Here is a 6,776-nt window from a genome sequence, read left to right as displayed (position 1 = left end):
CATCGTCTTGAACGGACAGACCCCAACTGAGAAACTCAACGACATCATCAACGGTGCAAACACCACCTGACCCCACCGTCCCCGACGGCGTCGAACGCCCCCGCCCGGAACGGCACGCACCCGGCCGCGCGGAATGTCCCCGGCCGGGGGCAACAGCGGCAGAGCCCGCGCCACACGTCAGCGCAGTGTCTCCTCCACGGAGGCCACGAACTCCAAGGCGTCGTGACCGTCCCAGTGCGGCTCGCCCAGCAGGTCGCGCACGCGGGCGCAGGCGGCCAGGGCCTCGTCGCGCTCGCCGCGCTCGGCGTGCAGGCGGGCCAGCATGCACAGGGCACGCGACGCCGAGTCGCGGTCCTCGGTGTCCATGTAGCCGTCGTAGGCGGACTCGCAGTGCTGGACGGCCTGCCAGTTCTGGCCGGTGCGCCACAGGATCCAGGCCATGTCGTCGTGCCAGTCGCCGATCTCCCAGGCCGAGGAGTAGCCCTCGGTGTCGGCCACGCCGGCGAAGGCCTGGCGGGCCTCCTCCATGATCTGGCGGGCCTCGTCGAGCCGCCCCCGGGCCATGGGCAGGGTGAGGTCGTCCACCAGCGCCCGCGCCGAGCGGCGCAGCGCCCGCCCCCGGTCCAGGCAGCCCTGGTCGGTGCGGGTGTCCTCCAGGTCGGCGGCCTGGCGGAACAGGGCGGCGGCGCGCACATTGTCCTTGAGGTTGGAGACGGCCATCGCCGCGTGCGCGAGGTACTCCCCCGCCAGCGCCCGGCGCCCCTGCTCCTGCAGGATCCGGGCGGCGGCCAGCGAGTGCTCGGCGACGCTCTCCTCCTCGCCCATGGCCATGCCGGTCTGAGCCAGGAGCCGGTGCAGGTACAGGGCGATGCTCGTGGCCCCGGTGCGCTGGGCCAGGGACAGCGCGGACTCCAGGACCTCGGCGCTCTCCAGGTAGCGCTCGGAGGCCTCCAGCGCCGAGCCCAGGGACAGCAGGGAGGCCACGGCGTACAGGGTGATGCCGGCGGCCAGCATGATGTTGGCCTGCTCGCGGAACTGGGCGATGGCCTCGTCGAACTGACCCACCTCCATCGAGGAGATGCCCAGCAGGCGCCGACCGCGGGCGGCCAGGACCGGGGAGACCTTCTCGTGGCGGCGCATGACCTCCTCGGCCAGCAGGCAGCCGTTGTAGACGTCGCCGCACTCGGCCAGGACCTCGGCGCGCGCCATGTCGAGGATGTCGTCCATCCGCTCGGCGTGGCGGTCCTCGGGGACGGCCTCGGCGGCGCGGGCGACGACCTGGATCGCCCCGAGCGCCTCGTCCTTGGCGTGCAGGTCGGTGAGGACCGAGGCCCCCACGAGCAGGGCGTCGGCCGCCAGGACGAGGGCGTCGGTACCCCCGGGGTCGAGCAGCTCGGTGGACACCAGGTCCTCGACCTGGGCCTCGATCTGCCCGATGAGGGAGGTGGCCCGCTGCAGGCGCTCATCGCGCAAGACGTCCTGGGATAGCTCGGCAATGGAGTCGGCGGTGATCTCGTTGTCGAGGTTGAGCAGGTCCACGTAGTAGGCGCCCAGCGGCCCGAAGGCCAGCTCGATGAGGGGGCGGATCCGCAGGCGCTCGGCGATGGCCTCGTCCATCTCGGTGCGGCAGGTCATGGCGGCGGCGCGCAGCAGTCCGGTGTGGTACTCCAGGCCCGGGATCTCCTCACCGATCGGGGGCAGCAGGTCGCGTGTGGCCACCTGGTCGACGACGTACCAGTAGTCCATCGTCGAGGAGCCAATGGTGCGGCGGTGGTCGACGTAGCGGCGCACCGCCTCCTCACCGTTGCGCACCGGCCGGGGCCGCACGAGGTCCACCAGAGGGAAGGGCGCGTCGCCGCTCTGGTGGCTGGTGGCGGCGCGGGCGCGTCGGCCGGCCGCCTCCTGGCTCGACGACGTCGTGCGGGGCGCGTGCTCCTGGACCAGGCCGTTGTCGTCGGCCACCAGGCCCAGGAGGGAGGCGACGTCGGGCGCGGCGCCGTCCTCGTCCACGGTCAGGCTCGTCTGGGCCGCCTCGGGCAGCTCCTCGGAGGGCTCCAGGAGGTCGACCTCCACGCCCAGCCCGTGGACCGCGCCGGGGGCGGCGTCGAAGGCGGCCCGGGCCAGGGAGCGCTCCAGGTGGTCGGAGATGGTGGAGTTGCCGTTGCGCGTGTCGAACTGCTGGGCCAGGCGCCGGGCCCAGCCGGTCATCTCGGCGTAGACGCGCGAGATGGTGGTGGAGGACTCCAGCCTCGGCAGCGGGTACCACAGGTCGGCGGCCGGGACCTCGACGCCGAGGGCCTCCTCGCCGCGGCCTGCCCGCTCGGCCTCGCGCAGCACCAGGCTCATGCCGCGCAGGGCCGACAGCAGCACGTAGGCGGACTCGGCCTGGGCCAGCCAGGACAGGTGGCGGCGCAGGAGCTCCAGGCCCCGGTCCACCCGCCCCACGAGGGCCAGGTACTCCAGGTGATAGGCCAGGGAGATGAGGGCCTTGGGGTTACGGCGGATCTCCCGGTAGGAGCGCAGGTGCGCCTCCCAGGCCGCCCGGGGCCGACCGGAGGCCAGCAGGGGCAGCAGCACGAGGGACTGCGTGGTCTGGGGCTGCACGGAGCAGCTGACGGCGCCGGTCAGCACGGGCACGGCGGTGGCCACGGCCAGCTCCCAGGCCTCGGTGCGGTAGGCGAAGGCGACCTGACGCATGGGGTCGCAGCCCTCGCAGTCGGCGTTCTCGTCACGGTGGGTGGCCCGCCAGGCGGCCAGCTCCTCGGCGGCCTCCTCCTCGAGGCCCAGCAGGCCGGCGACCGAGGCGCGCTCTCCGTGGACGACGTGCATGGAGGCGCCCCCGGAGCGGTAGAACTCCTCGAGGCTGGCCTCAAGCTGGCGCACCTTGTCCTTGGAGACCCGGGGGTTGGCGCCCGCCACGGCCACCGCCCACTTGAAGTGCCAGTGCAGGGTGCGCACCTGGGCGTCGTCGAAGGCCTCGGGGCGGCGCTGGTAGCGGCCGAGGTTCCACGAGAAGGGCGCCAGCGCCTTCCACGCCTCGTTGCCCTGCTGGTAGGCCTCGGTCAGGGCCAGCCGGGTGGCGATCCGCAGGTCCTCGTCGCCCAGTGCGTCCGCCCAGCTGACGGCCTCCGCGATGAGGGCCGAGGTCTGGGGGCCGTGGCCGAGGGCATCGGCGTAGGCCAGACGCTCGAGGATGTCTTCGCGTGTGGTCATGGAGTCTGTCCTTCCGGGCGGAGCCTGACGTTGCACCGTCATGAGGCGAAGGCTTCCACCGTGTGCTGCAAGAACGCACGGAATGCGCTCCGCCGACCCCAGGGATGCCGTGGGTGGAGCGTCATCCCGCACCGCTCACCGGTGAACGGCGGCATGGGCATCTCGGGCTCCTTTCGTCCAGAGGGCGGTTGTCCGACATCCAGTGTTACCGAACAGTTATAGAATCCGCTACTGCAACGGCCAGCGGCAACTCGGCCGCGGGGCATGTCGGAGGCGGGTACCCTCCGACCGCACCGGTCGGCCCCAGGACCGGGCTCCCCGACGCCGGCACCTGCCACTCCAGTATTTCCAACGGATGCCACCGCGCTGCGTCGGCGAGGCCGGCGCGCGCTAGGACACGAGCAGGGGCTTGGGGGTGTCGGTTGTCTCAGCCCCGGTTCCGCCCTCAGCATCACTCGGGGCTGCGGGGACCGGCCCGTCGACGACGGCGGCCATCTCCACCGTCGCATCGGCCATGCCCGCAGCCGCGCCTTGCGTCGCCACCGCAGGAGCCTGCGGGCTCACCTGCGTGAGCCCTCCTCCCGCGACCTCAGCAGTGTCAGCGGTACCGACGGTCCCGACGGCCCGGTCGGGCCGGGGTGCCTCGGGCAGGGCGATCACGGTCGCCCCGCCGTCCTCTCCCTCAATGGCGATCCCAGTGGCGATCCCACCGACGGTCTCCGGCGCGCTCTCAGCCCGGGGCGCGGGCGCGCTCTCAGCCTCCGGCCCGGCGTCGGGCCGACTGTCGGCAGCGGTGTCCTGGGCAGCCAGAAGGCTGAGGACCTCGCGCAGGGCCTGATCGACGCCGTCGAGGATGAAGTCCAGGGTGCCGGCCAGCTGGGCGTCGTCGAGCCCGGCCCCGATGTTGGTGAGGACCTCGGCGCACAGGCTCAGGCCGGCGTCGTCGACCTCGGTGTAGAAGGCGGGGATGAGCCGGCCGCTGGAGACCTCCTGGGCCACGGCGCGCACCCGGGAGAGCTCCGCGGAGCCCGGCCGGGTGGCGGCGAGCCGGTGGTGGGCGCGCACGGCGAGGATCCGGCGGTCGACCACCATGAGCACGTAGTCGAATCCGGCCACCGAGAAGTGCACCACCCCCTCGGACAGGTCGAGGTCGTAGCGGTGGCCGCGCACGGCCAGCCAGGCGGCGAGCCGCCTGAGGGTCACGGTCGGGGTCACCGACCCCTCCGGCTGATTCCACCAGGCCATCAGTCCTCCTCCCAGGTGACGAGCTCGGGGAAGCGCTCCTCCACCGTGGAGAAGAAGGCGCGGGTCATGCCCAGGCCCATGTCCATGAAGGCGTCGAGCTGGGCCTGGCTCATGCCCGCGCCGACGTAGGCCACCATCTGAGTGCTCAGCAGGAGGTGGCCGGGGTCGTGGGCGGGGGTGACGGCCAGGTCCGGGCCGTAGGTGGAGCGGTGCTGGGCATCGATGAAGGCGCGCATCTCGTCGAGGCGCTCGGCCGCCGGGCGCCCGCGCCACATGCCGGCCACGACGAGGGCGTCCTCCTCGTCGTGCAGGTAGACGCCGATGTCGCAGCCCGGGAAGCCCATGAAGACGGCGCCGTCCTCCTCGGGGCCGGCGGTGATGTCGTGCCGGGACAGCCAGGTCTCGACCCGCCCTAAGGTCAGAGCCGGTTGGGCGCTCATGGGATCTCTCGCCTCCTACCCGGTGCGGGACGTGATGCGGATTCGGTGCGGATGGCGCCGCTTGGGGGTGCGGCGCGCAGCTGGTGAGCCGGCTCGGGGCCGGTTCAGGCGCAGGGCGGGCCGTCAGAACTCGATGTCGGAGGCGATGTCCGCGACCGTGTCGACCTGGCCGGCGCCGGCCTGTGTGCTGCGCACGCTACCCGCTGAAGCCCCCCGGCCCCTAGTCGAGCGCGGGGCGCCGACGGCGTCGGGGCGGTTCCCGGTAGCCGGGCCCGCTGCGTCCGCCGGTCCGGCGGGACCCCGGGAGGCGGCGGGGACGCCGGGCCCCTCCGGGAGTCGCGCCAGCGCCTGGTCCAGGGAGCGGCCCAGGACACCGGAGGCCGACTCGGCCAGGGTCAGGCAGCGCGAATCCATCTGCTCGGAGGTCGTGTATCCGCGGCGGCCGGCGGCCGTGCTGCGTCGCCCTTTGCCGGTGCGCACGGTGGGCTCGTTGCGCCCGGCGCGGGTGCGCTGGGGAGCACCCGCGGAGGCGGCCCCCGCTCTCCCGTCCGCCCTGGCACCGGATGACCGGGAGAAGGAGGCGCTGTCTTGGGACTTCTTGCGGAAGCCGACCATGGTGGTCCTTTCGGGAACGGTTCCGAGCGGCGTCGGGCCGCCCGGGGGACGAAGAGCTGACAAGCCGACGGGAGGGCGAATGAGTCGCGCGATGCGCCGTCGGGCTCGAGCCGTCTGCGCGCCGCCTGCGTGCCAGGCCGGGCGGACGGCGGGTGGGAACGCTAGCGGGGCACCTCGCAGGAGAGCTGGTCGGCGGCGTGGGCCTGCTGGCTCCACAGCTCCTCGGTGAAGGTGTTGTCCAGGATGGAGCGGGCCAGGGGCTCGTCAGGGCGCATGATGTCGCGCACCGTCTGCAGGATGAGCTCGCGGCGGTCCTCGAGGCCCTCCTGGCCCAGGATCTGGGCCGAGCGGCCCAGCCCGCCCATGAAGTTGACGTACTCCATGGCGTGGTACTGGGGGGAGACCTCGTCGGGGCGCAGCTGGTGGGTGCGGGTCTCCAGCGCCTTGCGCACGTCGCGGCGCAGGGCCTCCTGGCCGCCCTGGGAGCGCACGTAGAAGGGCAGCAGCCGGTTCATCATGAGGTGGTGGGCGATGGCGTAGTCGACGTAGTAGAAGAAGGCCAGGCCCACCCCCTCCTCAGCGGCCTGCTCCGACTCGGACTTCTGCCACTCGGCGTAGCAGGTGGTCTTGGCGACCTCCTTAGCCCAGGTGGGCGCGGCCGCCATGGCCTCGGTGGGCTGGAAGGCCACGCGCGACTTGCAGCGCGGGCAGGTGATGAACACCGGCATGTGGTAGAGCTCGGGCAGCGGCACCGGGTCGCCGCACTTGTCGCAGGTGAAGGAGAACTGGGCCTGGCGCCAGTCGGTCATGGCACGGTTCCACTCCTCGCGGGCCTGCTCGGCGCGGCCGGGGGCGAAGACCTCCTCGATGATGTTGCGCAGGCGCACCTCGAAGCCGCCCACGAGGTTGGCCGCGTCCTGGAGGCGGGCGGAGAGCTGACGGTCCTCGTCGATGGACAGGTCGGCGTCGATGTCCAGGAAGGGGGCGAAGTGCTTGGCGAAGACCCGCTGGGCCTTGGTGTGCAGGAACATGATCTGGGCCTCGACCTCCGAGCGGAAGGCTGAGACGGAGGCCGGGTCAGTGATCTGCATCTCCATCGCGGTGCGGGCCGAGCTGACGCCGAACTCCCGGGCGCGAGCCTCCAACCGGTCCAGGTAGGTGCTCAGGCGCTGAGTGAGTGCCTGAAGCCGCCGGTAGTAGCGGACGTAGGCGGACATGTCAGGCTCCTTGCGGTGGAGGATCGGGATTATCACTGAGGAAGGC

The 6,776-nt window shown here is 72.4% G+C and carries 5 protein-coding genes; all 5 read right to left on the bottom strand.

What is annotated here, in order from left to right:
• Nucleotides 1–177: 177 nt before the first annotated feature.
• On the bottom strand, nucleotides 178–3,213 hold the full coding sequence (locus AB7V09_RS10300) for a tetratricopeptide repeat protein (protein ID WP_419143689.1): 3,036 nt from the start codon (nucleotides 3,211–3,213) through the stop codon (nucleotides 178–180).
• Between the two features lie 390 nt (nucleotides 3,214–3,603).
• Nucleotides 3,604–4,458, bottom strand: coding sequence for a hypothetical protein (locus AB7V09_RS10295; RefSeq protein ID WP_075414485.1), 855 nt, complete (start codon nucleotides 4,456–4,458; stop codon nucleotides 3,604–3,606).
• Nucleotides 4,458–4,898 carry a YbjN domain-containing protein gene (locus AB7V09_RS10290; RefSeq protein ID WP_419143688.1) on the bottom strand — a complete coding sequence of 147 codons (441 nt, stop codon included), beginning with the start codon at nucleotides 4,896–4,898 and terminating at the stop codon, nucleotides 4,458–4,460. The genes AB7V09_RS10295 and AB7V09_RS10290 overlap by 1 nt, the downstream gene beginning before the upstream one ends.
• Nucleotides 4,899–5,021: 123 nt before the next feature.
• Complete coding sequence (locus tag AB7V09_RS10285) at nucleotides 5,022–5,513, bottom strand: hypothetical protein (RefSeq protein WP_419143687.1); 492 nt, start codon at nucleotides 5,511–5,513, stop codon at nucleotides 5,022–5,024.
• Nucleotides 5,514–5,674: 161 nt separating this feature from the next.
• Nucleotides 5,675–6,730 (bottom strand): hypothetical protein, encoded by a 1,056-nt coding sequence (locus AB7V09_RS10280; RefSeq protein WP_010614312.1) that lies wholly within the window; start codon nucleotides 6,728–6,730, stop codon nucleotides 5,675–5,677.
• Nucleotides 6,731–6,776: the final 46 nt, after the last annotated feature.

Origin of the sequence: Actinomyces sp. SKVG-SVH-4(1), assembly GCF_048514265.1 — a bacterium.
Taxonomy (GTDB): Bacteria; Actinomycetota; Actinomycetes; order Actinomycetales; family Actinomycetaceae; genus Actinomyces; species Actinomyces oris.
This window is presented reverse-complemented; position numbering and strand designations above follow the sequence as displayed.

What these genes read in the sequence shown, in the direction of transcription:
- AB7V09_RS10295 (WP_075414485.1), bottom strand. Translation starts at nt 4,458, where the DNA reads ATGGCCTGGTGGAATCAGCCGGAGGGGTCGGTGACCCCGACCGTGACC.
- AB7V09_RS10290 (WP_419143688.1), bottom strand. Translation starts at nt 4,898, where the DNA reads ATGAGCGCCCAACCGGCTCTGACCTTAGGGCGGGTCGAGACCTGGCTG.
- AB7V09_RS10300 (WP_419143689.1), bottom strand. Translation starts at nt 3,213, where the DNA reads ATGACCACACGCGAAGACATCCTCGAGCGTCTGGCCTACGCCGATGCC.
- AB7V09_RS10285 (WP_419143687.1), bottom strand. Translation starts at nt 5,513, where the DNA reads ATGGTCGGCTTCCGCAAGAAGTCCCAAGACAGCGCCTCCTTCTCCCGG.
- AB7V09_RS10280 (WP_010614312.1), bottom strand. Translation starts at nt 6,730, where the DNA reads ATGTCCGCCTACGTCCGCTACTACCGGCGGCTTCAGGCACTCACTCAG.